The organism is Streptomyces sp. NPDC088350 (assembly GCF_044753545.1).
GTDB lineage: Bacteria > Actinomycetota > Actinomycetes > Streptomycetales > Streptomycetaceae > Streptomyces.
In genome coordinates, this window is the sequence record NZ_JBIVNL010000007.1 from 197,440 (window position 1) to 221,270 (window position 23,831).

General features: G+C 71.4%; 28 protein-coding genes. 23 read left to right on the forward strand and 5 right to left on the reverse strand.

What is annotated here, in order from left to right:
- The first annotated feature begins 38 nt into the window (after window positions 1-38).
- Both ACIQBL_RS25480 and ACIQBL_RS25485 read left to right on the forward strand, forming a co-directional pair.
- On the forward strand, window positions 39-866 hold the full coding sequence (locus tag ACIQBL_RS25480) for an ABC transporter permease (protein ID WP_401945229.1): 828 nt from the start codon (window positions 39-41) through the stop codon (window positions 864-866).
- Window positions 867-900: 34 nt separating this feature from the next.
- Window positions 901-1,605 carry a hypothetical protein gene (locus ACIQBL_RS25485; protein ID WP_401945230.1) on the forward strand — a complete coding sequence of 235 codons (705 nt, stop codon included), beginning with the start codon at window positions 901-903 and terminating at the stop codon, window positions 1,603-1,605.
- A gap of 311 nt (window positions 1,606-1,916) precedes the next feature.
- On the opposite strand, the gene ybaK is transcribed toward ACIQBL_RS25485, so the two are convergent.
- The 4 genes from ybaK to ACIQBL_RS25505 all read right to left on the reverse strand — a co-directional run bounded on the left by ybaK (window position 1,917) and on the right by ACIQBL_RS25505 (window position 6,032).
- Complete coding sequence (ybaK, locus tag ACIQBL_RS25490; protein WP_401945231.1) at window positions 1,917-2,420, reverse strand: Cys-tRNA(Pro) deacylase; 504 nt, start codon at window positions 2,418-2,420, stop codon at window positions 1,917-1,919.
- Between the two features lie 16 nt (window positions 2,421-2,436).
- A complete protein-coding gene (locus tag ACIQBL_RS25495; protein WP_401945232.1) occupies window positions 2,437-3,180 on the reverse strand; it encodes an LON peptidase substrate-binding domain-containing protein in 744 nt (247 codons plus the stop codon).
- Between the two features lie 11 nt (window positions 3,181-3,191).
- A complete protein-coding gene (locus tag ACIQBL_RS25500) occupies window positions 3,192-4,313 on the reverse strand; it encodes a hypothetical protein (RefSeq protein WP_401945233.1) in 1,122 nt (373 codons plus the stop codon).
- 141 nt (window positions 4,314-4,454) lie between these two features.
- Window positions 4,455-6,032, reverse strand: a complete 1,578-nt coding sequence (locus ACIQBL_RS25505) for an oxidoreductase (RefSeq protein ID WP_401945234.1) — start codon at window positions 6,030-6,032, stop codon at window positions 4,455-4,457.
- A gap of 200 nt (window positions 6,033-6,232) precedes the next feature.
- Between ACIQBL_RS25505 and hisD the strand changes: the two genes are divergently transcribed.
- The 10 genes from hisD to ACIQBL_RS25555 all read left to right on the forward strand — a co-directional run bounded on the left by hisD (window position 6,233) and on the right by ACIQBL_RS25555 (window position 14,093).
- Entirely contained in the window at window positions 6,233-7,570 is a 1,338-nt protein-coding gene (hisD, locus tag ACIQBL_RS25510; RefSeq protein WP_401945235.1) for a histidinol dehydrogenase, read from the forward strand.
- Window positions 7,567-8,715 (forward strand): histidinol-phosphate transaminase, encoded by a 1,149-nt coding sequence (locus ACIQBL_RS25515; protein ID WP_401945236.1) that lies wholly within the window; start codon window positions 7,567-7,569, stop codon window positions 8,713-8,715. The genes hisD and ACIQBL_RS25515 overlap by 4 nt, the downstream gene beginning before the upstream one ends.
- Complete coding sequence (gene hisB / locus ACIQBL_RS25520) at window positions 8,712-9,305, forward strand: imidazoleglycerol-phosphate dehydratase HisB (RefSeq protein WP_043675308.1); 594 nt, start codon at window positions 8,712-8,714, stop codon at window positions 9,303-9,305. Before ACIQBL_RS25515 ends, hisB begins: the two co-directional genes overlap by 4 nt.
- The gene (locus ACIQBL_RS25525) at window positions 9,302-9,466 is read left to right on the forward strand and encodes a hypothetical protein (RefSeq protein ID WP_043675305.1); all 165 of its coding nucleotides are present in this window, start codon (window positions 9,302-9,304) and stop codon (window positions 9,464-9,466) included. The genes hisB and ACIQBL_RS25525 overlap by 4 nt, the downstream gene beginning before the upstream one ends.
- Window positions 9,457-10,104 carry an imidazole glycerol phosphate synthase subunit HisH gene (gene hisH / locus ACIQBL_RS25530; protein ID WP_401945237.1) on the forward strand — a complete coding sequence of 216 codons (648 nt, stop codon included), beginning with the start codon at window positions 9,457-9,459 and terminating at the stop codon, window positions 10,102-10,104. Before ACIQBL_RS25525 ends, hisH begins: the two co-directional genes overlap by 10 nt.
- Window positions 10,105-10,107: 3 nt before the next feature.
- Window positions 10,108-10,833 carry a bifunctional 1-(5-phosphoribosyl)-5-((5-phosphoribosylamino)methylideneamino)imidazole-4-carboxamide isomerase/phosphoribosylanthranilate isomerase PriA gene (gene priA, locus ACIQBL_RS25535; RefSeq protein ID WP_401945238.1) on the forward strand — a complete coding sequence of 242 codons (726 nt, stop codon included), beginning with the start codon at window positions 10,108-10,110 and terminating at the stop codon, window positions 10,831-10,833.
- Complete coding sequence (locus tag ACIQBL_RS25540; RefSeq protein ID WP_401945239.1) at window positions 10,830-11,240, forward strand: RidA family protein; 411 nt, start codon at window positions 10,830-10,832, stop codon at window positions 11,238-11,240. Before priA ends, ACIQBL_RS25540 begins: the two co-directional genes overlap by 4 nt.
- Complete coding sequence (gene hisF, locus ACIQBL_RS25545; protein ID WP_401945240.1) at window positions 11,237-11,992, forward strand: imidazole glycerol phosphate synthase subunit HisF; 756 nt, start codon at window positions 11,237-11,239, stop codon at window positions 11,990-11,992. The genes ACIQBL_RS25540 and hisF overlap by 4 nt, the downstream gene beginning before the upstream one ends.
- Before the next feature lie 132 nt (window positions 11,993-12,124).
- The gene (locus ACIQBL_RS25550; RefSeq protein ID WP_401945241.1) at window positions 12,125-12,715 is read left to right on the forward strand and encodes an ArsR/SmtB family transcription factor; all 591 of its coding nucleotides are present in this window, start codon (window positions 12,125-12,127) and stop codon (window positions 12,713-12,715) included.
- Between the two features lie 22 nt (window positions 12,716-12,737).
- Complete coding sequence (locus ACIQBL_RS25555; protein WP_401945242.1) at window positions 12,738-14,093, forward strand: MFS transporter; 1,356 nt, start codon at window positions 12,738-12,740, stop codon at window positions 14,091-14,093.
- A gap of 4 nt (window positions 14,094-14,097) precedes the next feature.
- On the opposite strand, the gene ACIQBL_RS25560 is transcribed toward ACIQBL_RS25555, so the two are convergent.
- Window positions 14,098-14,733 carry a TIGR03085 family metal-binding protein gene (locus ACIQBL_RS25560; RefSeq protein ID WP_401945243.1) on the reverse strand — a complete coding sequence of 212 codons (636 nt, stop codon included), beginning with the start codon at window positions 14,731-14,733 and terminating at the stop codon, window positions 14,098-14,100.
- Between the two features lie 105 nt (window positions 14,734-14,838).
- Here ACIQBL_RS25560 and hisI point away from each other — a divergent pair, with 105 nt between their 5' ends.
- From hisI to lgt, 11 genes are all read left to right on the forward strand, one after another.
- Window positions 14,839-15,261 carry a phosphoribosyl-AMP cyclohydrolase gene (gene hisI / locus ACIQBL_RS25565; RefSeq protein WP_401945244.1) on the forward strand — a complete coding sequence of 141 codons (423 nt, stop codon included), beginning with the start codon at window positions 14,839-14,841 and terminating at the stop codon, window positions 15,259-15,261.
- Between the two features lie 11 nt (window positions 15,262-15,272).
- Window positions 15,273-16,751 (forward strand): anthranilate synthase component I, encoded by a 1,479-nt coding sequence (locus ACIQBL_RS25570; RefSeq protein WP_401945245.1) that lies wholly within the window; start codon window positions 15,273-15,275, stop codon window positions 16,749-16,751.
- Window positions 16,752-16,803: 52 nt separating this feature from the next.
- On the forward strand, window positions 16,804-17,445 hold the full coding sequence (locus ACIQBL_RS25575; protein WP_401945246.1) for a TIGR02234 family membrane protein: 642 nt from the start codon (window positions 16,804-16,806) through the stop codon (window positions 17,443-17,445).
- Window positions 17,446-17,652: 207 nt separating this feature from the next.
- Window positions 17,653-17,901, forward strand: a complete 249-nt coding sequence (locus tag ACIQBL_RS25580; protein WP_026178390.1) for an HGxxPAAW family protein — start codon at window positions 17,653-17,655, stop codon at window positions 17,899-17,901.
- Window positions 17,902-18,000: 99 nt separating this feature from the next.
- Window positions 18,001-18,456 carry a DUF2752 domain-containing protein gene (locus ACIQBL_RS25585; RefSeq protein ID WP_401945247.1) on the forward strand — a complete coding sequence of 152 codons (456 nt, stop codon included), beginning with the start codon at window positions 18,001-18,003 and terminating at the stop codon, window positions 18,454-18,456.
- Between the two features lie 126 nt (window positions 18,457-18,582).
- Window positions 18,583-19,392 carry an indole-3-glycerol phosphate synthase TrpC gene (gene trpC, locus ACIQBL_RS25590; protein ID WP_352183724.1) on the forward strand — a complete coding sequence of 270 codons (810 nt, stop codon included), beginning with the start codon at window positions 18,583-18,585 and terminating at the stop codon, window positions 19,390-19,392.
- 21 nt (window positions 19,393-19,413) lie between these two features.
- The gene (gene trpM, locus ACIQBL_RS25595; RefSeq protein WP_401945248.1) at window positions 19,414-19,629 is read left to right on the forward strand and encodes a tryptophan biosynthesis modulator TrpM; all 216 of its coding nucleotides are present in this window, start codon (window positions 19,414-19,416) and stop codon (window positions 19,627-19,629) included.
- A gap of 58 nt (window positions 19,630-19,687) precedes the next feature.
- Complete coding sequence (gene trpB, locus ACIQBL_RS25600) at window positions 19,688-20,977, forward strand: tryptophan synthase subunit beta (RefSeq protein WP_401945249.1); 1,290 nt, start codon at window positions 19,688-19,690, stop codon at window positions 20,975-20,977.
- The gene (gene trpA, locus ACIQBL_RS25605) at window positions 20,974-21,789 is read left to right on the forward strand and encodes a tryptophan synthase subunit alpha (protein ID WP_401945250.1); all 816 of its coding nucleotides are present in this window, start codon (window positions 20,974-20,976) and stop codon (window positions 21,787-21,789) included. Before trpB ends, trpA begins: the two co-directional genes overlap by 4 nt.
- A 78-nt stretch (window positions 21,790-21,867) precedes the next feature.
- A complete protein-coding gene (locus ACIQBL_RS25610) occupies window positions 21,868-22,644 on the forward strand; it encodes a DsbA family protein (RefSeq protein ID WP_401945251.1) in 777 nt (258 codons plus the stop codon).
- A 103-nt stretch (window positions 22,645-22,747) separates the two neighbouring features.
- Window positions 22,748-23,716 carry a prolipoprotein diacylglyceryl transferase gene (gene lgt / locus ACIQBL_RS25615; RefSeq protein WP_401945252.1) on the forward strand — a complete coding sequence of 323 codons (969 nt, stop codon included), beginning with the start codon at window positions 22,748-22,750 and terminating at the stop codon, window positions 23,714-23,716.
- Window positions 23,717-23,831: the final 115 nt, after the last annotated feature.

Below are 23,831 nucleotides of genomic sequence, written 5' to 3' on the forward strand. Positions count from 1 at the left end.
GGCAGGGCGACTGCCGGCGTCGAGAGGAGCAGCGCGACGTGACTGTCGTATCCGCGGATGTTCTGCCGAGTGGGTCCCTGGCCGTCCCGGAGGACGCCGGGACGGGCGCCGCCGAGCTGGGGCCGAAGGCGCGGCTGTGGCCCTCCCTGGCCGCCGTGTACCGGGCACAGCTGTCCCGGGCGCGGGTCGCGCGGATCCCGCTGCTGTTCGTGGCGACCTTCCAGTCGGTCGGCATCCTGATCATGATGCGCGGGGTCGTCGACGGGGGGAGTCACGACGCCCGGTTCGTCGTCGCCGGCTCGTCCGTGCTCGTCGTCGCCTACGTCGGGCTGAACCTGCTCGCGCAGTACTTCGGGCAGCTGCGCGGCAGCGGCGGGCTCGACCACTACGCCACCCTGCCGGTGCCGCCCGCGGCCGTGGTGCTGGGCGCGGCGGGCGCGTACGCCTCCTTCACCGTGCCGGGGACCGTGCTGACCGCCGTCTTCGGGTGTGTGCTGTTCGGGCTGCCGATGGGGAACATCTGGATCCTGGCGGCGGTGGTCCCGCTCGCCGGGGCCGCGCTCGCCGGGCTCGGCGCGGCCCTCGGGCTGCTCGCGCCCCGTCCTGAACTCGCCACGCTGCTCGGGCAGTTGGGGATGTCGGGGGCGCTGCTGCTCGGTGTGCTGCCGGGCGACCGGATGCCGGAGGCGGTGCGGTTCCTGCGGGATCTGGTGCCCTCGACCTACGGCGTGGAGGCCTTCGCGCAGACCTTCGCGGCGCATCCCGACTGGGCGCTCGTCCTCGGTGACCTCGCCGTATGCGCCGGCGTCGGGGTCGTTTCGCTGGCCGTCGCCGCGTGGGCCTATCGCCGGGCTGCCGTCCGGTGACGCGCCGCACAGCCGGGCCTGGCACGATGTCAACGTGACCGCACCGCTGACTCCGCCTCCGCCGCCGCGTGACCAGTCCCCGCACGATCCGTGGCAGCCCCCGGGTGACCCGGGCACCCCGGGTGCCGGATATCCCGCGTACGCCCCGCAGGACGCGTCGTACGGGGCGGACGGCCCCGGATGGAAGACCGAACTGATCGAGGCCTCGGTCGTCACGGTCGCCGTGGCGCTCGGTGGGGTGCTGCTCGGGGTGCTGTGGTGGTGGCTGGCGCCGCATGTGCCGCTGGTCGGGGACGTGGTCGACAAGAGCTGGGTCGTCTACCTCAAGGATTCCGAGGGTGAGCAGGCGGTGGGGGTGGACGGAACGTTCACTCTGCTCGCGGTGGCCTTCGGGGTGCTGAGCGCGCTCGTCGTCTTCCTGCTGCGGCGGCGTGGGGGTGTGCCGCTCGTGGTCGCGCTGACCGTGGGTGGGCTGCTCGCCTCGGTGCTCGCGTGGCGGCTGGGGACGTGGTTCGGGCCCACGAAGGATGTGCTCGCGCACGCGAAGGCCGTGGGTAAGGGGGTTACGTTCTCGGCGCCGCTGAAGTTGGGGGCGAAGGGGGCGTTGATGGCGTGGTCCCTTGCCGCGCTGGTGGTGCATCTGGGGCTGACGGCGTTGTTCGGGCCTCGGGATCCTGAGCCGGTGTATGTGCCGCAGGGGGCGGTTCCGAAGGACGGGTACGGGGCGCCGCTGTCGTAGGGGGGTGTGGTGTGGGGGTGTGTGGCGGGTGCGGCGAGGAGTTTTTCGCCCCCGCCGCCCCTACCCGTCCCATCCCCAGGGGCCGCCGCCCCTTCGGCCCCGCCCGGGGGCTGCGCCCCCGGACCCCGCTTCGGCCTGAACGGCCTCGTCCTCGAACGCCGGACGGGCTGGGTACAGCCGGCCTGCGTTGAATACCTACGCCGGCCGGTGTCCATGGTTCGAGCGGCGTTTCTTGATGCGCCACTTTCGTTTCCTGGTTTTCTTCGACATGTCCCTTGTGCTTAACCGAGGAGGGGACCGCCGTCGAGGGGTCACGCACGCCCGATGGGGGCCAGTACCGCTTCCGTGAGCTTGGTGAGGTCCTCGGGGGAGAGTTCCACCTCCAGGCCCCGGCGGCCCGCCGAGACGCAGATCGTGGGGTGGGCGGAGGCCGAGTCGTCGAGGACCGTGCGGAGCTTCTTGCGTTGGCCCAGGGGGGAGATGCCGCCGCGGACGTAGCCCGTGGTGCGTTCGGCGAGGGTCGGGTCGGCCATCGTGGCGCGTTTGCCGCCCAGCGCTGAGGCCAGGGCCTTGAGGTCCAGTTGGCCTGCTACCGGGACCACGGCCACCGTGAGAGTGCCGTCCACGTCCGCCACCAGGGTTTTGAAGACCCGGTCCGGGGAGACACCCATCGCCTCGGCCGCCTCCTCGCCGTAGGACGGGTGGGAGGGGTCGTGGTCGTAGGAATGGATCTCGTACGGCACTCCCGCGGCCGTCAGGGCCACGGTCGCGGGAGTGCCGCCCGAGGACTGCTGCTGTTTCTGCTTCTTCGCCATGGGGGGAGCTCCGGCCTCAGTTCAGGCTTGTCGGGCCTCGGGTCAGTTCCGACGCGGGCAGGGACGGGAGATTGCGGATGATGGCCGTCTCGGAGCGGAGGAGTTTCAGCTCGTCGCGGAGGCGGGAAGCCGTGTCGGGGGCTTGGAGAAGGCGTTGTTTTGTCGCCGTGTCCAGCATCATCGCGGCGGCGACGAGGTAGGAGACCACGGCCGGTTCGTCGGGCAGTTCCGCCTCGCCGGTCGACAGGGTGCGCTCCCGGGCGCCCGCCAGGCGCTTCTGGTACTGGCGGAACGCGCGTAGCACGCCCTCCGCGAGCGCGCCGGCCTCGTCGCCCTTCTCCTCGGGCAGCTCCTCCAGCTCGGCCGTCAGGAACGGGCCCGAGGCGTCCACGGAGAGCAGCCGCATCCGGGTCGTGCCCGTCGCCAGCACCTCGAAGGTGCCGTCGGCGCGCTCCCGGATGGTCGCCGCGTCGGCTACGCAGCCCACCGCGTGGAAGGCCTTGAGCGGGTCGGGGCCGAAGCCGGCGGCGGGCCCGCGCTCGGGCACGGCCGTCTGGTCCGGCATGCCCGGGGCGGTGGACGCCACCTCGTGGCCGTCGCGGATGGCCACGACGGCGAATCGGCGCGAATCCTCCTCAGGGGTCTTGAGCAGATCGCGCATCATGGCGCGATAGCGCTCCTCGAAAATGTTCAGAGGAAGCACGAGCCCCGGGAACAGAACCGAGTTCAGGGGGAAGAGCGGCAGCCGGACGGTGGTCACGGCGCAAAAGCCTAATGGTCGCCGGAGCGGGCACGTCCGCCGTGCTCACTCCGTGGATACCCGGGTGTCTCTTCGAAGGCCCACGGTTGTCGTGGGATCGCCGCGAGAGCGGGTGGAACCGGGCCGCCCAGCGGCAGGTCCGAGGCCACCGCGAGCCGTACTCCCTCGCGGACTTCGAGGAACCGGCCCAGCGGGTCGTCCGAGAGCCGGTCCCAGGGGAAGGACGTGGCGTACGGGCCGATCAGGCGCAGCTGGTCCAGGGCGTCCGTCCAGCGTTCGAGGCGGACGAGGACGTACGCCAGCAGGTTGCGGACCTCGGCGGGCCAGGGGTCGGCCGCCGCGTACCTGGCCGACAGGGCGATCGCGAGGTCGGCCGCCGCGTCCAGCCGGGCGCGGGGCACCGTGGGGGCGCAGCCGTCGGTCAGACAGGCGAAGGCCGCCCGCACCGGCAGCGCCTGGACGAGCGAGCCCGGCAGGGCGTCCTGCGCGGCCGGTTCGGCGAAGTCGAGGCTCTCGCGGTGCGAGCAGCGGGCGGTGTGGGGCGTGTTCCCCCACCGGGCGCAGCAGGGCGCCGACAGGTACTGGAGGGCCGCCACATGGCAGCCGTAGTGGTGCGGGGAGCGGCGGACCGCCTCGCCCCACAGCCGCTCGAACTCGGCGTGCCCGGCGTTCGTGCCCCGCGCGTGGTCCAGGGCGATGCGCCAGGGCACCGGGTCGCGCGGCTCGGCCCCGGCCGCCACCGCGATCAGCGGGCCCAGCTCGCGCAGCAGCTCGGCGCGGGCCGGCGACTCCCAGCGGCGGTCCACCGCCAGCTGGACCTCGACCAGCAGCGCGTCCGGGTCGTCCGGGGCGGCGGCGCACCAGTTGTCCAGCCACTCGGGGCGGCAGCGGGCGAACGCGGCGAGCCGGAGCGCGTAGCGGTCGCGGTCCTCCCACTCGGCGGACCCGCGGGTCGTGGCCATCAGCTCGGCCGCGGGCCCGAACTCGCCGCGCCCCGCCGCGACCAGCGCGGGACCGAGCCGGTCGTCGGGCGCGTCGAGAAGGACCTCGTCGTCGGCCGGCAGCCCGGCGGCGAGCCGCGAGGTGTTCCTTGCCATCCGGGCGGTACGGATGAACGCGCGCAGCAGAGCCATGGTGCCGACCATTGAAAGACCGCGGATCCGGAGTGCGCCAGACCGATTGAGCACCCGGCTGAAAGTTGTACGCGCCCCGGTCAAGGCCAGGTAAAAGGTGACTGTTGCTCATCTGTTCGAGTGGGGTGCCCCCGGCCGTTCTCAGCCGCGTCTGAGCAGCCGTGAGGCCCCCGCCGCCACCGTCGTCGCCAGGATCCAGCCCAGCAGGATCAGCGCCACGGACAGCCACTGCCAGCCCCCGTGCAACTGCCACTGCCCCACCTGTCCCAGGTCGATGACCGGCAGCAGCAGGTCCAGGGCGAACAGGGCGGGGCTCCACGGTGGATGCCCGGTGGCGTTGACCGGCGCGTGGTCGGCGTGCGCGAAGGCCAGCGAACTCGCCGCCCACAGCACCGCCATCCATACGGCGGCCCGGCCCGGCCGGTACCCGTAGGCGACCGTCCAGTCCTGCACGAACCCCCACACCTTCGCCGCGACCGGCAGACTCTCCCGCCGCCGGCGCTGCTTGGCGAGCAGCACCTCCCGCGCGTCCACGTCCTCACCCGCGTTGCGCAGCACGGTCGCGAGCCGCTCGTACGGCTCCGGGTTGTACTCGGGGGTCGCGGCGGCCACCCAGCCGAGGCGCGCGTCCAGCGGGAACGGGCCCTGCGGTACGAGGTTCTCGTACCCGAAGCCGCCCATGTGGAGGTTGCCGGGACCCGGCCAGCTGTCCGCCCGGTCGATCAGGTTGACGACCCGCGCCCCCGACAGCACCACCTTGCCGCGCCCCGGTCTCTCCCCGAGGAAGCGCAACTCGGGCGTCTGCACCCGCAGCAGCGACAGCTCCTGGTCGTCGGTGAAGGTGAACCGGGCCCGCTCCAGGTCCACCGCGTCCCCGAACCGCCCGTCGTCCAGGCGCACCCCGCCCTGGCACTCGAAGCGCTGGATGCGGGTCCCGCGCGCGGGTGTGGTGCCGCTGCGCCAGGGGCCGCCGACGCCCGCCGGGGTGAGGTACAGGGTGCGGCCGACGGTCAGCTGCGGGGCGTTCAGGGCGAGCCGGGTGTACGGGTTCGCCAGCCGGGCGCCGCGCAGGCTCAGCGAGACGCCGACCTTGGCGCTGCGCAGGCTCAACTCACCGTGTGATTCGAGGAGTTCGGCCTGGAGGTCCTGCCCTACGGTCATGCCGTCCGCGGCGATCGAACGGCCCGTGCGGTCCCGGTAGACGATCGCCTGGTTGAGCAGCAGATCGGTGCCGATGTGCGCGTCCGTGAGCCGCAGGCCGTTGTGGAAGCGGCAGCGCGGCAGATGCAGATCGCCCTCCGTGTGCACCCGCGCCGCCTCCAGCCGCGGCACCGAGCAGTTCACCAGCCGTACGGTCTGGAAGCGCGCCTCCGGTAACAGGATCTCCTGCTCGAACCGGCAGCCCTTCAGCTCGACGTACGGCGCGACGGTGCCGCCCGCGAGGTCCAGGGTGCCGGTGATACGCAGCCCGGTGAGCTTCAGGGAGGCCACCCGGCCGGAGAGCGGGGGCGGTCCGTCCAGCAGCAGCCAGCACACGAAGCGTGCCCTTACGGTGCGGTCGGCGCCCCACGGATGTCCGCCGTGCGGATCGTCGACGACGCTGTCGCCACTGCTCAGGTCGTACACGCTGCCATTGCGGAAGGCCTGCCACATACCGGCCTCGGCGGCGGTCGCATCGTCCGGCACATCCCCCGCGCGGATGCCGACACCCTCGGTCACTGCTCTTTCATCCCTCTCGACTACTCACGGGTTCGCACGGCTGTTCATGCCCGCTGCGTGACCCCCGGAACACTAGACGTGCTGTGCTTTGTGGGGGGACACCCCCCACGCCCCCTGATCTTCCGGGTTCCGGCCACGGTCTGTATCAGCCATTGATATGCGTGAGCAGCGCCCGATGACCGTCTGCGAGAATTGCTCCTGTGCTGCAACATTTCTCTCTGGCCCGAATCGATCTGCGCGGCGACGCCCTCCCCGACGGACCCGCCCTGCGCGACCTGCTGCCCCGAGCCGACTTCGACGTCTCGGCCGCCCTGGAGAAGGTGCGTCCGATCTGCGAGGCCGTGCATCATCGGGGCGACGCGGCGCTGATCGACTTCGCCGAGAAGTTCGACGGGGTGCGGCTGGAATCGGTGCGGGTCCCGGCCCGGGCCCTCAGCGACGCGCTGGACCAGCTCGACCCGGCCGTGCGCGCGGCCCTGGAGGAGTCCATCCGCCGCGCCCGGCTCGTCCACCGCGAGCAGCGCCGTACGACGCACACGACCCAGGTCGTGCCGGGCGGCTCGGTCACCGAGAAGTGGGTGCCGGTCGACCGGGTGGGGCTGTACGCGCCCGGTGGTCGGTCGGTCTACCCGTCGTCCGTGATCATGAACGTCGTCCCGGCCCAGGAGGCCGGCGTCGGTTCCGTCGCGCTCGCCTCGCCGCCGCAGGCGGACTTCGGCGGTCTGCCGCACCCGACGATCCTCGCCGCCTGCGCGCTGCTCGGCGTCGACGAGGTCTACGCCGTCGGCGGCGCCCAGGCCGTCGCGATGTTCGCCCACGGCACCGAGTCCTGCGCCCCGGCGGACATGGTCACCGGCCCCGGCAACATCTGGGTCGCCGCCGCCAAGCGCTACTTCACCGGGAAGATCGGCATCGACACCGAGGCCGGTCCCACCGAGATCGCGGTCCTCGCGGACGACAGCGCCGACCCGGTGCACGTCGCCGCCGACCTGATCAGCCAGGCCGAGCACGACCCGCTCGCCGCCGCCGTCCTGGTCACGGACTCCGTGGCGCTCGCGGACGCGGTCGAGAAGGAGCTGGAACCGCAGGTCGCGGCCACCAAGCACATCGAGGACCGGATCGTCCCGGCCCTGAACGGCAGGCAGTCCGCGATCGTCCTCGTCGACGGCGTCGACGAGGGGCTGCGCGTGGTGGACGCGTACGGCGCGGAGCACCTGGAGATCCAGACGGCCGACGCCGCTGCCGTCGCCGACCGGGTCCGGAACGCGGGCGCGATCTTCGTCGGCCCCTGGGCGCCCGTCTCCCTCGGCGACTACGCGGCCGGCTCCAACCACGTGCTGCCGACCGGCGGTTGCGCCTGCCACTCCTCCGGGCTCTCCGTGCAGTCCTTCCTGCGCGGCATCCACATCGTCGACTACACCCGCGACGCCCTCGCCGACGTGGCGCATCACGTGGTGACGCTGGCGGAGGCGGAGGATCTGCCCGCGCACGGCGCGGCGGTCAAGGCTAGGTTCGGTTGGAAGGTGCCCGGCAAGTGAGCTTCGGAATCGACGATCTTCCCGTACGGGACGAGCTGCGCGGCAAGTCCCCTTATGGCGCGCCCCAGTTGGACGTCCCCGTACGGCTGAACGTCAACGAGAACCCCTACCCGCTGCCCGAGCCGCTGGTCGCGCGGATCGCCGAGCGGGTCAGCGAGGCCGCCCGCGGCCTCAACCGCTACCCGGACCGGGACGCGGTCGAGTTGCGCACCGAGCTGGCCAACTACCTGACGAAGACCGGTGGTTACCGGGTCGGCATCGAGAACGTGTGGGCGGCCAACGGCTCGAACGAGGTCATCCAGCAACTGCTGCAGACCTTCGGCGGGCCCGGTCGTACGGCGATCGGCTTCGAGCCGTCGTACTCGATGCACGCGCTCATCGCGCGCGGCACGGGCACGGGCTGGATCTCCGGGCCGCGCGGCGAGGACTTCTCGATCGACCTCCCGGCCGCCGAGCGGTGGATCGCGGAGAACAAGCCCGACGTCGTGTTCATCACGACCCCCAACAACCCCACGGGCAACGCCGTTCCGCCCGAGACGGTCCTCGCGCTGTACGAGGCGGCGCAGGCCGCCAAGCCGTCGATGGTGATCGTCGACGAGGCGTACATCGAGTTCAGCCACGGCGCGTCGCTGCTGCCGCTGCTCGAAGGACGGCCGAATCTCGTCGTCTCCCGCACCATGTCGAAGGCGTTCGGTGCGGCGGGTCTCCGCCTCGGCTACCTCGCCGCGCACCCGGCGGTCGTGGACGCCGTCCAACTCGTACGCCTGCCCTACCACTTGTCGGCCGTCACCCAGGCGACCGCGCTGGCCGCCCTGGAGCACACCGACACCCTGCTCGGGTACGTGGAGCAGCTGAAGTCCGAACGGGACCGGCTGGTGGGCGAGTTGCGCGCGATCGGCTACGAAGTCGTCGACTCCGACGCCAACTTCGTGCAGTTCGGCCGGTTCCTCGGTGAGGGGGGCTCGCACGCCGCCTGGCAGGCGATCCTCGACCGGGGCGTCCTGATCCGTGACAACGGCATCCCGGGATGGCTGCGGGTGTCCGCCGGAACCCCCGAAGAGAACGACGCGTTCCTCGACGCGGTCCGTCAGTTGCTGTGTTTTATGGGGGACACCCCCACACCCCCGAAGGAGCAGAGCGCATGAACCGCGTAGGACGTGTGGAGCGGACGACCAAGGAGACCTCGGTCCTCGTCGAGATCGATCTCGACGGCCACGGCAAGGTCGACGTGTCGACAGGGGTCGGCTTCTACGACCACATGCTGGACCAGCTCGGCCGGCACGGTCTGTTCGACCTCACCGTGAAGACCGAGGGCGACCTGCACATCGACTCCCACCACACCATCGAGGACACCGCCCTCGCCCTCGGCGCCGCCTTCAAGCAGGCGCTCGGCGACAAGGTCGGGATCTACCGGTTCGGCAACTGCACGGTCCCGCTGGACGAGTCCCTCGCCCAGGTGACGGTGGACCTCTCCGGCCGGCCGTACCTCGTGCACACCGAGCCCGAGAACATGGCGCCGATGATCGGCGAGTACGACACCACGATGACCCGGCACATCCTGGAGTCCTTCGTCGCCCAGGCCCAGATCGCGCTGCACGTGCACGTGCCGTACGGGCGCAACGCGCACCACATCGTGGAGTGCCAGTTCAAGGCGCTCGCCCGCGCCCTGCGGTACGCCTCCGAGCGCGACCCGCGCGCGGCGGGCATCCTCCCCTCCACGAAGGGCGCGCTGTGACCGGCCTCTCCAGCCTCCTGATCGTCGTCGGACTCTTCCTCCTCGGCGGGGTCTACTCCTTCGTCAAGCAGAAGATGCCGGCGAGCCTCATCGTGCTGGTCTCCATCGGCGCGGCGATGTGTCTGGTCGCGGGGGTCATGCGATTGGCGGTGTGGAATTGAGCGCGGCGAAGAAGGTAGTTGTTTTTGACTACGGCTTCGGGAACGTCCGGTCCGCCGAGCGCGCCCTCGCGCGCACCGGTGCCCAGGTCGAGATAACGCGTGACTTCGACAAGGCCATGAACGCGGACGGCCTGCTGGTGCCGGGCGTCGGTGCCTTCGCCGCCTGCATGAAGGGCCTGAAGGACGCCCGCGGCGACTGGATCATCGGCCGCAGGCTGTCCGGCGGGCGCCCGGTGATGGGCATCTGCGTCGGCATGCAGATCCTGTTCGCGCGGGGCATCGAGCACGGCGTCGAGACCGAGGGCCTGGACGAGTGGCCCGGCTCGGTCGAGCCGCTTCAGGCCGAGATCGTGCCCCACATGGGCTGGAACACCGTGGACACCCCGGCGGGCTCCCAGCTCTTCGCCGGCCTGGACGCCGACGCGCGCTTCTACTTCGTGCACTCCTACGCCGTCCAGGACTGGTCCCTCGAAGTCTCCAACCCGGCGATGCGCGCCCCCCTGGTCACCTGGTCGACGCACGGCAAGCCCTTCGTGGCCGCCGTGGAGAACGGCGCCCTGTGGGCCACGCAGTTCCACCCCGAGAAGTCCGGCGACGCCGGAGCGCAGCTGCTCACCAACTGGATCGGAACCCTGTAGACCATGGCCAAGCTCGAACTCCTCCCCGCCGTCGACGTCCGCGACGGCCAGGCCGTCCGCCTCGTCCACGGCGAGTCCGGGACCGAGACCTCCTACGGCTCCCCTCTGGAGGCCGCCCTCGCCTGGCAGCGCGCCGGCGCCGAGTGGCTGCACCTCGTCGACCTGGACGCCGCGTTCGGCACCGGCGACAACCGCAAGCTGATCGCCGAGGTCGCCGGCGCCATGGACATCAAGGTCGAGCTGTCCGGCGGCATCCGCGACGACGACACCCTCGCCGCCGCCCTCGCCACCGGCTGCACCCGGGTCAACCTCGGCACCGCCGCGCTGGAGACCCCCGAGTGGGTCGCCAAGGTCATCGCCGAGCACGGCGACAAGATCGCCGTCGGTCTCGACGTACGCGGCACGACCCTGCGCGGACGCGGCTGGACCCGCGACGGCGGCGATCTCTACGAGACGCTGGCCCGTCTCGACTCCGAGGGCTGCGCCCGGTACGTGGTCACCGACATCGCCAAGGACGGCACGCTCCAGGGCCCCAACCTGGAGCTGCTGCGCAACGTCTGCGCGGCGACCGACCGCCCGGTCGTGGCCTCCGGCGGCGTGTCGTCGCTCGACGACCTCCGCGCCATCTCCGAACTGGTACCCCTCGGTGTCGAGGGCTCCATCGTCGGGAAGGCCCTGTACGCGAAGGCGTTCACCCTGGAAGAGGCCTTGGAGGCGGTGGCCCGGTGACCGAGCTACGACGCGTGTCGACCGGCGCGCCCTGGGAGGACGCCTTCGGCTACTCCCGCGCGGTGGAGCTGCCGAACGGCCTGGTGCTGGTCTCCGGGTGCACGTCGATAGTGGACGGCGAGATCGCCGGGGGCGGTCCCTACGAGCAGGCGGTCAACGCGTTCAACGTCGCGTTCGCGGCGCTGGAGCAACTGGGTCTCGGCCCCGCCGATGTGGTGCGCACACGTATGTACATCACCCACGCCCGGGATGTGGAAGACGTGGGCCGCGCCCACAAGGAACTCTTCGACGCCATCCGTCCCGCCGCGTCCATGATCATCGTGTCCGGCTTCGTCGACCCGAGCCTGGTCGTCGAGGTCGAGGTGGAGGCGTACCGCTCCGGTACCGAGGACGGAGGCTCCGCATGACGTTGGCGGTACGTGTCATCCCCTGCCTGGACGTGGACAACGGCCGGGTCGTCAAGGGCGTCAACTTCCAGAACCTGCGCGACGCGGGCGACCCCGTCGAGATGGCCAAGGTCTACGACGCCGAGGGCGCCGACGAGCTGACCTTCCTGGACATCACCGCATCCTCCGGCAACCGCGAGACGACGTACGACGTGGTCCGCCGCACCGCCGAGCAGGTCTTCATCCCGCTCACGGTCGGCGGCGGCGTCCGCACGGCCGAGGACGTGGACAAACTGCTGCGCGCGGGCGCGGACAAGGTCGGCGTCAACACGGCGGCGATCGCGCGCCCCGAGCTGATCCGGGAGATCGCGGAGCGGTTCGGGCGGCAGGTGCTGGTGCTGTCGGTGGACGCACGGCGTACGGAGTCGGGTTCCTTCGAGGTCACCACCCACGGCGGTCGCAAGGGCACCGGCATCGACGCCGTCGAATGGGCGCACCGGGCCGCCGAGTTGGGGGCGGGGGAGATCCTGCTCAACTCGATGGACGCGGACGGCACGAAGGACGGCTACGACCTGGAGATGATCGCGGCGGTACGCAAGCACGTGACCGTGCCGGTCATCGCCTCCGGGGGCGCGGGCAAGCTGGCCGACTTCGCGCCGGCGGTGGCGGCGGGCGCGGACGCGGTGCTGGCGGCTTCCGTCTTCCACTTCGGGGATCTGCGGATCGGCGAGGTCAAGCAGGCGTTGCGGGAGGCGGGACACCCGGTGCGGTGACACCCGTAGAGGCGCCTTGAGGCGTTGTAAGCCCCGGCTGCCGGGTGGTCGGGGCTTACTTGTGGGTAGATACGAAAGGAAAGTTGCGCAAGAAAGATTGCGCAACTTCCCTTTCGTATCTACGGTGAAGGAATGGCCGACAAGGAGAGAGACCGTCGAATCAAGGACCTGGGCACGCTCAAGGCCATCGCGCACCCGCTGCGGGCGCAGCTGTACCGGCTGCTGATCCTCGCCCGGGTGGCGACCGCCTCCCAGCTCGCCGAGCAGGTCGACGAGGCCGTCTCGCTGGTCAGCTACCACCTGCGCAAGCTGGCCGAGCACGGGCTGATCGAGGAGGCCGAGCCGCGCAGCGGGGACGGGCGGGAGCGGTGGTGGCAGCCTGCCTCGGAGGGCGTGAGCATCCGTGACGAGGACTTCCGGGACGCCCCGGAGAAGGCCGCCGCGCATGGCGCCGCCGGCCGTCTGTTCTTCGCGCAGCGCGCCGACATGTACCGGCGCTACATCGACGAGCGTGCCTACTGGAGCGACGAGTGGACGTCGGCCTCCGACGACTCGGAGTGGCTGCTGCGGCTCACCCCGGCCGAACTGAGCGAGCTGTCCAAGGAGTTGGGCGACGTCGTGCGTCGATACGAGGAGCGCGGCCGGGCCGCCGTCGCCGCCGGTGACACCGAGGGCCGCGAGAACGTCGCGGTGCACACGTACGGCTTCCCGTTCCGTGTCTGAGCCCCGGAGAGGACCAACTCCCGTGCCCGCCAAGCTCATAGCCCCCGGCACAGCCACCGACAGAGCCGCTCACCGCGACCCCAACGTCCTGCGCTGGCTCGGCGCCTACGCGGCGTCGATGGCAGGCGACGGCGTCTACTACGTGGCCCTGTCCTGGGCCGCCGTTCAGGCGGGGTCCCCGGCGCAGGCCGGCCTGGTGATGTCGGTCAGCGCGCTGCCGCGTGCGGTGCTGATGCTGGGCGGTGGAGTCGTCGCCGACCGCTTCGGTCCGCGCCGGGTGGTCATCGGCAGCGACGCCGTGCGCTGCGTGGCCGTTCTCGCCGTGGCCGCGCTGCTGTTCCTCACCGGCCTGGGACTGTGGCCGCTCGCCGCGCTCGCCCTGGTCTTCGGCACCGTGGACGCCGTCTTCGTGCCCGCCGTGGGCGCGCTGCCCGCGCGTATCACCGGCAGAGGGCAGCTCGCCCGGGTGCAGGGCATGCGGGGCCTCGCGTACCGGTTCGCCGTGATCTTCGGTGCCCCGCTCGGCGGTCTCGCCGTGGCGTTCGGGGGCGCGGCCACCGCGTTCGGGTTGGCCGGGCTGCTGATCGCGATATCGGTGCCGTTGCTGATCTCCCTACGGGTCCGGGAGCTGCCGCCGGACGATAGGGCCGCCGGGGCTACCGCGGTTGGGACCATGGCTGCTGGGACGCCGACCACCGAGACCCGGACCACCGAGACCCGGACCACCGAGACCCGGACCACCGAGACCCGGACCACCGAGACCCCGACCACCGCCTGGCGTGACCTGGTGACCGGTCTCCGCTACATCCGCCGGCACCGTGTCCTCGCCCCCTTGATGCTCGCGACAGCCCTCGGCGACCTGGGGTTCGTCGCGCCGCTCAACGTGGGGCTGACCCTGCTCGCCGACGAGCGGGGCTGGGCGGCGTCCGGGATGGGGTGGGTGCTGGCCGGGTTCGGGGTCGGCGCGGGGATCGCCTCGATGACGCTGACCGTGCGGGGCCGACTGCCGTACGCCGGGCGGGTCGCCGGTTACTCGATCATCGCGGGCTCCGTCGCCATCGGCGCCCTCGCCTACGTCCCGGGCGTCCTCGCGGCCGTCGGCGTGGCCCTCCTCATCGGGCTGCTCGCCGGACTCAGCGGCGCCGTCTGCGGGGCCCTGCTCCAGACCCACTCCGACCCCGCCTACCTCGGCCGTGTCACCGCCGTGTCCAGCCTGGTCAGCCTCGGCTTCGCCCCGCTGAGCATGCCGCTGTCGGCCGCGGCGATCGGCGCGTGGGGTACCGGCCCGGTGTTCGTGGTCAGCGCGGTGGTCTGTGGGCTGGGAGGGGGCATCGCGCTGGGCGTACGGGAACTGCGGCGGGCCGAACTACCCCACTGACCCCTCAGATCCCCAGCTGCTTGGCCTCCTGGAGCTTGGCGATCGCGTTCTCGTCGCCGTCCAGCTCCACCTTGGCCACGCTCTGCCGGCCATGGGCGAACATCAGCAGCTCCGAGGGCTCGCCGGTGACCGTCACGACCGGTGCGCCCTTGTGGGCGACCGCCGTCTGGCCGTCGGGGCGGCGCAGCACCAGACCGGTCGGCGCGGTGCGGCCCATCAGCCGGGCCATGCGCTCCAGGCGCGACCACAGGGCGTCCTGGAACACCGGGTCCAGTTCGCGCGGAGTCCACTCCGGCTGCGCCCGCCGCACGTCCTCGGTGTGGACGTAGAACTCGACCGTGTTGGACGCCTCGTCGAGCTGCTTGAGCTGGAACGGGGAGAAGCGCGGCGGGCCCGTACGGATCAGCTGGATCAGCTCCTCGTACGGCTTCGCCGCGAACTCCGTCATCACCCGCTCCAGACGCGGCGCGAGCTGCTTGATCATGATGCCGCCGGCGGCGTCGGCGCGGCGCTCCCGCACCACCACGTGCGCGGCGAGGTCACGGGTCCGCCAGCCCTCGCAGAGGGTCGGGGCGTCGGGACCCGCCGTCTCCAGGAGGTCGGCGAGAAGAAGTCGTTCACGCTTGGCGAAGGTCGACATACCGTCAGCCTACGACCGCCGGTCCGGTCCGCACAGTGGACGCTGCTCCGGTCCGCACAGTGGACGTCCGCCGGGACTGTCAGTGCGGCGCGGCACAATGGCCCCATGACCAGCGCGCCCCAATCCAGCAGCCTCGATCCCGAGATCGCCGCCCGCCTCAAGCGCAGCGCCGACGGGCTCGTCCCCGCCATCGCCCAGCAGTACGACACCGGTGAGGTGCTGATGCTCGGCTGGATGGACGACGAGGCGCTGCATCGGACGTTGACGACGGGCCGCTGCACGTACTGGTCCCGCAGCCGCCGGGAGTACTGGGTGAAGGGCGACACCTCCGGCCACTTCCAGCACGTCAGGTCCGTCGCCCTGGACTGCGACGCGGACACGGTCCTCGTGAAGGTCGACCAGGTCGGGGCGGCCTGCCACACCGGCGCCCGCACCTGCTTCGACGCCGACGTGCTCCTGAAGGACGGCCTTGAGGACGGCCTTCTCAATGAAGGTGCTGATTCCAGCACCACCGCCTCGGATCAGTAGGGTCAGCCGCCATGGACCTTGAGACGTTCCGCAAGCTGGCCACCGACCGCCGCGTCATTCCGGTCACCCGCAAGCTCCTCGCCGACGGCGACACCCCGGTCGCGCTCTACCGCAAACTCGCCGCGGAGCGCCCCGGCACCTTCCTCCTGGAGTCCGCGGAGAACGGCCGCTCCTGGTCCCGTTACTCGTTCGTGGGCGTGCGGAGCGCCGCCACCCTGACCGCCCGCGACGGACAGGCCCACTGGCTCGGCACCCCGCCCGTCGGCGTCCCCGTCGACGGTGACCCCCTCGCCGCCCTGCGCGCCACCATCGAGACCCTGCACACCCCCCACCAGGAGGGCCTGCCGCCCTTCACCGGCGGCATGGTCGGCTATCTCGGCTACGACATCGTCCGCCGCCTGGAGAAGATCGGCCCCGGCGAGCGGGACGACCTCAAGCTCCCCGAACTGACCATGCTCCTCACCAGCGACCTCGCCGTGATGGACCACTGGGAGGGCTCGGTCCTGCTGATCGCCAACGCGATCAACCACAACGACCTCGACACGGGCGTCGACGAGGCCTACGCGGACGCGGTGGCCCGCCTCGACGCCATGGAGGCGGACCTTTCCCGCGCGGTGGCCCAGCCGCCCGCCCAGCTCCCGCCCTCCGAGCTCCCCGAGTACACCGCGCTGTGGGGCGGCCCCGACTTCAAGGTGGCCGTCGAGGACATCAAGGAGCGCATCCGCGCGGGCGAGGCCTTCCAGGTCGTCCCCTCGCAGCGCTTCGAAACCCCGTGCACGGCAGGCGCGTTGGACGTGTACAGGGTGCTCCGGGCGACCAACCCGTCCCCGTACATGTACCTGTTCCGCTTCGACGGTTTCGACGTCGTCGGCTCGTCCCCCGAGGCCCTCGTGAAGGTCGAGGACGGCCGCGCGATGGTCCACCCCATCGCCGGCACCCGGCACCGCGGCGCGACCCCGCAGGAGGACCAGGCCCTCGCCGACGAACTCCTCGCCGATCCCAAGGAGCGCGCCGAGCACCTCATGCTGGTCGACCTCGGGCGTAACGATTTGGGACGTGTCTGCGAGCCCGGCTCGGTCGAGGTCGTCGACTTCATGTCGGTGGAGCGGTACTCGCACGTGATGCACATCGTCTCGACGGTCACCGGCCGCGTCGCCCCCGGCCGCACCGCCTTCGACGTCCTCACGGCCTGCTTCCCGGCCGGCACCCTCTCCGGCGCGCCCAAGCCCCGCGCGATGCAGATCATCGACGAACTGGAGCCCTCCAGAAGGGGGTTGTACGGCGGCTGCGTCGGCTACCTCGACTTCGCCGGCGACTCCGACACCGCCATCGCCATCCGTACGGCCCTCCTGCGCGACGGCACCGCCTACGTCCAGGCGGGCGCCGGCATCGTCGCCGACTCGGACCCCGAGATGGAGGACCAGGAGTGCCGCAACAAGGCGGCGGCGGTGCTCCGCGCGGTGCACACGGCGAACCGGCTCGGGCAGTAGGACGAGGGTCATATGAACCCCGGGTGACGGTTCGCCCGGGGTTGGAGCGATAGTGGACTACGTGACTGCTGCTGTTCCACACCCCCGTTCCGAAGGCGAAGGCCCCGCGCGCTCCGCTCGCCGTAGCCTCGCCGTGGCGCTGATGAGCGGTGCGCTCGGCGCGGCCGTGGCGCTGCTGGCCACCCGTCAGCGCTGGTCGATGGGGACCGCGACGGTGGCCGGCGACGCGTTCCCGCTGTCCGCCAAGGGCAGCGACGTCACGGGCGTGCCCGCGGCGCTCGCCATAGTGGGCCTCGCCGCGCTCGTCGCCGTCTTCGCCGTCCGCAGGACGGGCCGCTTCGCGGTCTCCGCCCTCCTCGCGCTCTCCGGCGCGGGCATCGTCGTCGCCGCCCTGCTCGGCGCCACCGACAGCTCGGCGCTCGACGACAAGGCCGCGCAGGCCTCCGGCGACACCTCGTCCGTCGTGCACGCCTTCGACCACACCGCCTGGCCGTACGTCGCCGCGGTGGGCGGCGGCCTGATCCTGCTGGCCGGTCTCCTCGCCCTGCTCTACGGCGGCCGCTGGCCCGCGATGTCCGGCCGCTACGAACGCAACGGCGCGGTGCGCCCCCGGCGGGCTCCTGTGGTCGACCCCGACCGGCCCGAGGATGTCTGGAAGGCGTTGGACCGGGGTGAGGACCCCACTGGGGCGTAGTGCTCGGCTGGGAGGGGCGAGGATGCGTCCGTCGTCGGTTGGCCGCGGCAGCGTCGTGGCTGGTCGCGCAGTTCCCCGCGCCCCTTACGAGGCACTGCTGAACCGGAGTGGACACGGGGCCACCCCGGAGCACCGCTTCCGCGCGCGTGCGGAACAATGAAGCGTGAGCGTCTGCTCACACACGTACACAGCAACGAGGAGCACGTCATGGCGGGCAACAGCCACGGTCACACTTTGGCCGCCTGGACCGGTACCACCATCATCTTCATCGGGTTCCTGGTCGCCGGCGCCTTCATGGTCATGGCGCAGCCGATCGGCTTCTGGGCCGGTATGGCGATCACGGTCATCGGCGGCATCGTCGGCTGGGTCATGAGCGCGATGGGGATGGGCATGCCCAAGGACCGTCCCCAGGACCTGACCGAGCTGCTCGGCAAGACGGCGCACGCCGACAGCTGAGCCGTAGCTGTCAGCCACCACTTCGTGGAGGGGCGGTCCCGGGAGCACCGGGGATCGCCCCTCACGCGCGCGTGCCGCACGAACGGGCCAGGGGGCACAATGCGAGACGTGAACGCCGACAGCCACAGCATGCCGAAGACGCGCGCCCCCGGTACGGCCTCCGCGCTGAACCGCGTCGCCGTGCCCGCCGGAGTCCTCGCGGCCGTGGCCGGCGCCTTCGCCTATGTCGGCACGGTCGACCCGAACCAGCCGGGCCACTACCCGGTCTGCCCCCTGTACCGCCTCACCGGCCTGTACTGCCCCGGCTGCGGCGGCCTGCGCAGTGCGCACGAGTTCATCCACGGCGACTTCCTGGCCGCACTCCAGGACAACGCGATCGCCGTGGTGGGCTATCTGGCCTTCACGGTCGTATGGACCGTCTGGGTGGTCCGTGCGGCGCGCGGCCGGCCGGCCCGGATCGAACTCGGACGGGTCCGGCTGTGGACACTGGGCGCATTGGTGCTGGTCTTCACGGTTGTCCGGAACCTGCCGTTCGGTGGCTGGCTACATCCTTGATCAATCGACGGATGTCCAGGTAGTGGGACCGGCGTCAACCGGATGCGAGGGCTACGCCTTCCTCCGGATACCATCGAGGCTAGATGTGACCATGGCTTTTCCACCGTCCGGAAGGGGGCCGCTCGCGTGAGTGTGCTCGACGAGATCATCGACGGAGTCCGTGCCGACCTGGCGGAACGGCAGGCGCGCGTCAGCCTCGACGAGCTCAAGGAGCGCGCGGCGAAGGCTCCCGCGGCCAAGGACGGCGTAGCGGCCCTGCGCGGCGACGGCGTCAAGGTCATCTGCGAGGTCAAGCGCTCCAGCCCCTCCAAGGGCGCGCTGGCCGCGATCGCCGACCCGGCGGGCCTCGCCGCGGACTACGAGGCGGGTGGCGCCGCCGTCATCTCCGTCCTCACCGAACAGCGCCGCTTCGGCGGCTCGCTGGCCGACCTGGAGGCCGTCCGCGCCCGCGTGGACATCCCGGTCCTCCGCAAGGACTTCATCGTCACGTCGTACCAGCTCTGGGAGGCCCGCGCCTACGGCGCCGACCTCGCCCTGCTGATCGTGGCGGCCCTGGACCAGCCCGCCCTGGAGTCCCTCATCGAGCGCGCCGAGTCGATCGGCCTCACGCCGATCGTCGAGGTCCACGACGAGGACGAGGTCGACCGCGCGGTGGACGCCGGCGCCAAGATCATCGGTGTCAACGCCCGCAACCTCAAGACCCTCGAGGTCGACCGCGGCACCTTCGAGCGCGTCGCCCCCGAGATCCCCGCCCACATCGTCAAGATCGCCGAGTCCGGCGTCCGCGGCCCCCACGACCTCATCGCCTACGCCAACGCCGGCGCCGACGCGGTCCTGGTCGGCGAGTCCCTGGTCACCGGCCGCGACCCCAAGTCGGCGGTGTCGGACCTGGTGGCGGCGGGCGAACACCCGGCACTGCGACACGGCCGCGGCTGATCACCCGCTAGGCTGACCCCGATGACACTCACCCTGACCCCCATGGACCGGCACGCCCGCCTCGCGCGCGGCTGCCGTCCGAGGGGTTGCCGAGCCCCGGCCCGCCGGGTGCACGGCCGCAGGGTGCGTTACGTCATCGGAGACGAACCTGGGCAGGTAAACGGGCGCCGATGGCAACGGGCCTTTAGGGGCGCGGGGAACTGCGCGACCAGCCCCAACGGGCCCGCAGTCAAATAACTACCCCTGCCCCCACGGCGTTTAGTGTTTTTCCACAAACTCACCGTGAGGTTTCCGCATGCCCAGCGAGTTCTTCATTCCCGACCCCGAGGGTCAACTCCCCACCGCCGAGGGCTACTTCGGCGCGTTCGGCGGCAAGTTCATCCCGGAGGCCCTCGTCGCCGCCGTGGACGAGGTCGCCGTAGAGTACGAAAAGGCCAAGCACGACCCGGAGTTCGCCCGCGAGCTGGACGACCTCCTCGTCAACTACACCGGCAGGCCGAGCGCGTTCACGGAAGTACCCCGTTTCGCCGCGGAAGCGGGCGGCGCGCGGATCTTCCTCAAGCGCGAGGACCTGAACCACACCGGCTCCCACAAGATCAACAACGTCCTCGGCCAGGCCCTGCTCACCAAGCGCATGGGCAAGACCAGGGTCATCGCGGAGACCGGCGCCGGCCAGCACGGCGTGGCGACGGCCACCGCCTGCGCGCTCTTCGGCCTCGAATGCACCATCTACATGGGCGAGATCGACACCCAGCGCCAGGCGCTGAACGTGGCCCGGATGCGCATGCTCGGCGCCGAGGTCATCGCCGTGAAGTCCGGCAGCCGCACCCTCAAGGACGCGATCAACGAGGCGTTCCGCGACTGGGTCGCCAACGTAGACCGCACGCACTACCTCTTCGGTACGGTCGCAGGACCGCACCCCTTCCCGGCCATGGTCCGCGACTTCCACCGCGTGATCGGCGTCGAGGCCCGCCGCCAGATCCTGGAGCGCGCCGGCCGCCTTCCCGACGCGGCGATCGCCTGCGTCGGCGGCGGCTCGAACGCCATCGGCCTGTTCCACGCCTTCATCCCGGACGCGGACGTACGCCTCATCGGCTGCGAGCCCGCCGGGCACGGCGTGGAGACCGGCGAGCACGCGGCGACCCTCACCGCGGGCGAGCCCGGCATCCTGCACGGTTCGCGGTCCTACGTCCTCCAGGACGAGGAGGGCCAGATCACCGAGCCGTACTCGATCTCGGCCGGACTGGACTACCCGGGCATCGGCCCCGAGCACTCCTACCTCAAGGACAGCGGACGCGGCGAGTACCGCGCGATCACCGACGACGCGGCGATGCAGGCGCTGCGCCTGCTGTCGCGCACCGAGGGCATCATCCCGGCCATCGAGAGCGCCCACGCGCTCGCCGGTGCGCTGGAGGTGGGCAGGGAGCTGGGCAAGGACGGGCTGATCGTCGTCAACCTGTCCGGGCGCGGCGACAAGGACATGGACACGGCCGCGCGTTACTTCGGCCTGTACGACAACGGGACCGACGCCACCGTCGCGGCCAACGCGGCCGACACCGCCGAGATCGAGGGGGACGCCAAGTGAGCGGGAACATTCAGCTGCTGTCCGACACCCTCGCCGCCGCCAAGGCCGAGGGACGCGCCGCGCTCATCGCCTACCTCCCGGCCGGGTTCCCGACCGTGGACGGCGGCATCGAGGCCATCAAGGCCGCGTTCGACGGCGGCGCGGACATCGTCGAGGTGGGCCTGCCGCACAGTGACCCCGTCCTCGACGGTCCCGTCATCCAGACCGCCGACGACATCGCCCTGCGCGGCGGCGTCAAGATCGCGGACGTGATGCGCACGGTCCGCGAGACCCACGCGGCCACCGGCAAGCCCGTACTCGTCATGACGTACTGGAACCCGATCGACCGCTACGGCGTCGAGCGCTTCACCGCCGAGCTGGCCGAGGCGGGCGGCGCCGGGTGCATCCTGCCCGACCTGCCCGTGCAGGAGGCGGGCCTGTGGAGGGAGCACGCCGAGAAGCACGGGCTCGCCACGGTCTTCGTGGTCGCGCCCAGCAGCAAGGACGCCCGCCTCGCCGAGATCACCAAGGTCGGCACCGGCTTCGTCTACGCCGCCTCGCTGATGGGCGTCACCGGCACCCGTGAGTCCGTGGGCGCGCAGGCGCAGGACCTCGTCGAGCGCACCCGGGCCACCACCGACACGCCCGTCTGCGTCGGCCTCGGTGTCTCCGACGCGCGGCAGGCCGCCGAGGTGGCCCGCTTCGCGGACGGCGTGATCGTCGGCTCGGCCTTCGTCAAGCGGATGCTGGACGCGCCGGACGACGCGGCCGGTGTCGAGGCGGTCCGCGCCCTCGCGGCCGACCTCGCGAAGGGCGTGCGCGGACAGGCGTAAAAGAACGACGGGTCCCCCGTATGGGTGGACCTGGGACCGGGGAGGCGCGCTGCGCCTCCCCGGTTCGTTCTGCGGGGTGTGAGCGAGAAGAACCGTGACGGAAAGCGCACCGCCCGCGAGCGGCTGGCGGTCGAGCGTGAGAAGCAGAAGTCCGCGGAGAGACGGCGGCGCACGCTGATCGTGGCCGCGAGCGTCGTCTGCGTGCTGGGCCTGGCGTCGGTGATCGGCGTCCTCGCCGCGAACTCCGGCAAGGACAACGGCGGCACCAAGGCGGGCCCGGTCGTGGCGCCCTCCGGGGCGACCGGCAAGGACAGCCTGGCGATCCAGGTCGGCAAGGACAGCGCCAAGCCGACGCTCACGGTGTGGGAGGACTTCCGCTGCCCGGCCTGCCAGGCCTTCGAGACGGCGTACCGCCCGACGCTCCACGAGCTGACGGACTCCGGGCAGCTGAAGGTGCAGTACCACCTGGTCACGCTCATCGACGGCAACCTCGGCGGCAGCGGCTCCAAGCGCGCGGCGAACGCGGCGGCCTGCGCCCAGGACGCCGGGAAGTTCCGCGACTTCCACGACGTGCTGTACGAGAACCAGCCCAAGGAGACGAACGACGCCTACTCCGACAACGCCAAGCTGATCGAGCTGGCGGGCAAGGTGAGCGGCCTCGACACGCCCGCCTTCCAGAAGTGCGTCAACAGCGGTACGCACGACAGCTGGGTCCTGAAGTCCGCCGCCGCCTTCCAGTCCGGCGGATTCACCGGCACCCCGACCGTCCTGTTCGACGGCAAGAACATCTACGCGGACCAGACGATGACCCCGGCGAAGCTGAAGCAGCTGGTCCAGGCGGCCAACAAGGGGTGACAAGGGGTAAGCGGGCGGGCCGGGTTTCACACCGGCCCGTTATGGAGCCGTAGCCGGGCCGCTTGCCGTGGTCGCGGTCCGGCACTGTAGCGTCGACCCTGCCATGGAAACCATTGCCTACATTCCCAGCCCGTCGCGCGGGGTCATCCACCTCGGCCCCATTCCGCTGCGCGGCTACGCGTTCTGCATCATCATCGGCGTCTTCGTCGCCGTCTGGCTCGGCAACAAACGCTGGGTCGCCCGCGGCGGCAAGGTCGGGACGGTGGCCGACATCGCTGTCTGGGCCGTGCCGTTCGGCCTCGTCGGCGGTCGCCTGTACCACGTGATCACGGACTACGAGCTGTACTTCAGCGAGGGCCGTGACTGGGTGGACGCCTTCAAGGTGTGGCAGGGCGGCCTCGGCATCTGGGGCGCGATCGCGCTCGGTGCGGTGGGCGCGTGGATCGGCTGCCGCCGCCGTGGCATCCCGCTGCCCGCCTGGGCCGACGCCCTCGCCCCCGGCATCGCCTTCGCCCAGGCCATCGGCCGCTGGGGCAACTGGTTCAACCAGGAGCTGTACGGCCGCGAGACGCACCTCCCCTGGGCCCTGCACATCACCTCCTCGACGGACGGCCGCGTACCGGGCTACTACCAGCCGACCTTCCTGTACGAGTCCCTGTGGTGCGTCGGCGTCGGCTTCCTCGTCATCTGGGCCGACCGCCGCTTCACGCTGGGCCACGGCCGCGCGTTCGCGCTGTACGTCGCCGCGTACTGCGTCGGCCGCGGCTGGATCGAGTACATGCGCGTCGACGACGCCCACCACATCCTCGGCCTGCGGCTGAACGACTGGACCGCGATGATCGTCTTCGCGCTCGCGGTGACGTACTTCGTGATCTCGGCGAAGAAGCGCCCGGGCCGGGAAGAGGTCGTCGAACCGGACGTCTCCGACGGCGGAACGGACGATGACGGTGAGCCGGCGTCCGAGAAGGAGCCGGAGGCCGAGGCCGAAACGGACGCCCCGGAGCCGAAGGAAGACGTCACGGAAGCCGAGGACGTCAAGGAAGACGAGCCGGAGTCGGCGAAGAAGAGCTGACGGCTGGTCGTACGACGATGGGGGCGCTCCGTGTCTGACGGGGCGCCCCCGTCGTCGTGCCGGCGACGGGCTTCGGCGGGTTCGGCACCGCCGGATCGCGCCGAGGAGGTGCTCG

Coding starts and splice junctions, on each gene's coding strand:
- ybaK (WP_401945231.1), bottom strand. CDS start 2,420: ATGGCGAAGAAGCAGAAACAGCAGCAGTCCTCGGGCGGCACTCCCGCG.
- ACIQBL_RS25500 (WP_401945233.1), bottom strand. CDS start 4,313: ATGGCTCTGCTGCGCGCGTTCATCCGTACCGCCCGGATGGCAAGGAAC.
- hisB (WP_043675308.1), top strand. CDS start 8,712: ATGAACCGCGTAGGACGTGTGGAGCGGACGACCAAGGAGACCTCGGTC.
- priA (WP_401945238.1), top strand. CDS start 10,108: ATGGCCAAGCTCGAACTCCTCCCCGCCGTCGACGTCCGCGACGGCCAG.
- hisF (WP_401945240.1), top strand. CDS start 11,237: ATGACGTTGGCGGTACGTGTCATCCCCTGCCTGGACGTGGACAACGGC.
- ACIQBL_RS25550 (WP_401945241.1), top strand. CDS start 12,125: ATGGCCGACAAGGAGAGAGACCGTCGAATCAAGGACCTGGGCACGCTC.
- ACIQBL_RS25560 (WP_401945243.1), bottom strand. CDS start 14,733: ATGTCGACCTTCGCCAAGCGTGAACGACTTCTTCTCGCCGACCTCCTG.
- hisI (WP_401945244.1), top strand. CDS start 14,839: ATGACCAGCGCGCCCCAATCCAGCAGCCTCGATCCCGAGATCGCCGCC.
- ACIQBL_RS25570 (WP_401945245.1), top strand. CDS start 15,273: ATGGACCTTGAGACGTTCCGCAAGCTGGCCACCGACCGCCGCGTCATT.
- ACIQBL_RS25580 (WP_026178390.1), top strand. CDS start 17,653: ATGGCGGGCAACAGCCACGGTCACACTTTGGCCGCCTGGACCGGTACC.
- ACIQBL_RS25585 (WP_401945247.1), top strand. CDS start 18,001: ATGCGAGACGTGAACGCCGACAGCCACAGCATGCCGAAGACGCGCGCC.
- trpM (WP_401945248.1), top strand. CDS start 19,414: ATGACACTCACCCTGACCCCCATGGACCGGCACGCCCGCCTCGCGCGC.
- trpB (WP_401945249.1), top strand. CDS start 19,688: ATGCCCAGCGAGTTCTTCATTCCCGACCCCGAGGGTCAACTCCCCACC.
- lgt (WP_401945252.1), top strand. CDS start 22,748: ATGGAAACCATTGCCTACATTCCCAGCCCGTCGCGCGGGGTCATCCAC.